2 protein-coding genes and 1 pseudogene are annotated in these 1,798 nt (G+C 55.5%); 2 read left to right on the top strand and 1 reads right to left on the bottom strand.

All coding sequences use genetic code 11. The annotated features are described in order from the left end of the window. Window positions 1–126: 126 nt before the first annotated feature. Both RTY00_RS24475 and RTY00_RS24470 read left to right on the top strand, forming a co-directional pair. Entirely contained in the window at window positions 127–828 is a 702-nt protein-coding gene (locus RTY00_RS24475) for a GNAT family protein (RefSeq protein ID WP_312666705.1), read from the top strand. A gap of 48 nt (window positions 829–876) precedes the next feature. After that, window positions 877–1,536 (top strand): NAD(P)H-binding protein, encoded by a 660-nt coding sequence (locus tag RTY00_RS24470; RefSeq protein WP_312666704.1) that lies wholly within the window; start codon window positions 877–879, stop codon window positions 1,534–1,536. 5 nt (window positions 1,537–1,541) lie between these two features. On the opposite strand, the pseudogene RTY00_RS24465 reads toward RTY00_RS24470, so the two are convergent. After that, window positions 1,542–1,798: pseudogene (locus RTY00_RS24465) on the bottom strand (metabolite-proton symporter); the annotation flags it as partial.

Here is a 1,798-nt window from a genome sequence, read left to right as displayed (position 1 = left end):
ATGCCCGTCAGGCTTATCTGACGGGCATTTTTTTGCTGTTGTTTTCTAAGCGCTCCCAGCTCCATACTGCACTTCTTTGCCAGCCCCTGAATGGTCGATTTCAGCCCAGTAAAAGGAGATGAAGTGATACACCACAATCAATATGGTCAGCCCATCGGTTTTGCGTTACCCGACTGGCAGCCCGCCACCTTCCCGCCCGCCGTTATTCTCACTGGCCGTTTTTGCCATCTGACACCGCTTCAACTCAGTCACGCGCCCGCCCTTTTTGCCGCCTTTTCACTGGCAGCCGACGATCGCGACTGGACCTGGCTCGGCGCATCGCAGCCGCAATCGTTAGCTGAGATGACCGGCTGGGTCGCCAACAAAATCGGCGACAGTGGATTAGTCAGTTATGCGGTGATCGATCAGGTTAAGCAGCAAGCGGTTGGCGCGGTCTGTTTCACCAATATCGAGATGCAGAATGGCGCGATTGAGATTGGTCATGTCACCTGGTCGCCGCTGATGCAGCGCAACGTGTTGGGCAGTGAAGCAATATATCTGCTGTTGCAGCAGGCCTTCACGCTCGGTTATCGCCGCATTGCATGGCGTTGTGATTCCCTTAATCTGGCTTCACGACGCGCAGCAGAGCGTATCGGCTTTACCTTTGAAGGCCGCTTTCGTCAGGCGATGACGCGTAAACAGCGCAATCGCGATACCGATTGGTTATCGATCATTGATAGCGAATGGCCAGCGATTCAGCAGGCCTTACGCGAATGGCTGGCGGTAGAGAATATGGATCAGCACGGCCGCGAAACGCAAAAACTGCGCAGCTTTTTCCCGGCGGATTGACGTTGTCTATACTGACTAGCTTTTATCTACGCAATTGCAGAGGTACTCATGTCCAACGTATTTATTATCGGCGGCGCAGGCAACATTGGCCGTCGTCTGACATCACTGCTGGCCGCAAACGGGCACGTTGCGCGCCCGCTGTTCCGCAAACCGGAACAGGAGCAGTCTTTGCGTGAACTGGGTGCTGAGCCGGTTAACGGCGATTTAACCGCGCTGGACGCAAAATCCCTGGCCGCGCTAATGGCGGGCAGCGATGTGGTGGTATTTACCGCTGGTGCCGGTGGCAAAGGCGGTGAAGAGATGACTAATGCCATTGATGGCAAAGGATTAACCACCGCTGTTGCTGCCGCGCAGCAGGCCGGCATCTCGCGCTTTTTGTTGGTCTCGGCGTTTCCCGAAGCTGGCAGAAACAAAAACCTCTCCGCCACCTTCGAAAATTACATGCGCGTGAAGAAAGCAGCAGATGTCGAGCTGGCGCAAAGCGATCTGGATTGGGTGATTTTACGCCCCGGCACGCTGACGGATGAGAAAGGCCAAGTCAAGGTGTGTGCCGGTTTGGCGATCCCGTATGGCGACATTCCTCGCGATGACGTGGCGGCGACGCTGGCTGAGCTCATCGCACAACCGGCTGTCAGCCGCGTGATCGTTGAGTTGACCGGCGGTGAGATTCCTGTACGCGAGGCAATTAAATCATTGGCCTCACGCTAGCGCCTTCAACTCCCGGCTTCGTCCAATGAGCGCAAGTGATCCTTTTTATTCAGCGTCATCAGCGCTGGAATACTGATCGCAGCCGTAACAATGATGTACCAGGCGGGGATATCCAGATTCCCCGTTTGCTTAATCAGGGAGGTAATGATCAGTCCGGCGCAACCAGAGAAAACCGCGTTAGAGAGAGAATAAGCCAGGCCCAGCCCGGTATAGCGAACGCGCGTGGGGAACATTTCAGCTAACATTGCCGGGCCTGGTCCTG

This window comes from Pantoea sp. CTOTU49201, assembly GCF_032054795.1.
GTDB classification, from domain to species: Bacteria; Pseudomonadota; Gammaproteobacteria; order Enterobacterales; family Enterobacteriaceae; genus Pantoea; species Pantoea symbiotica.
Note: the sequence above shows the minus strand (reverse complement) of the source record. Positions and strands in the feature narration are given on the sequence as shown.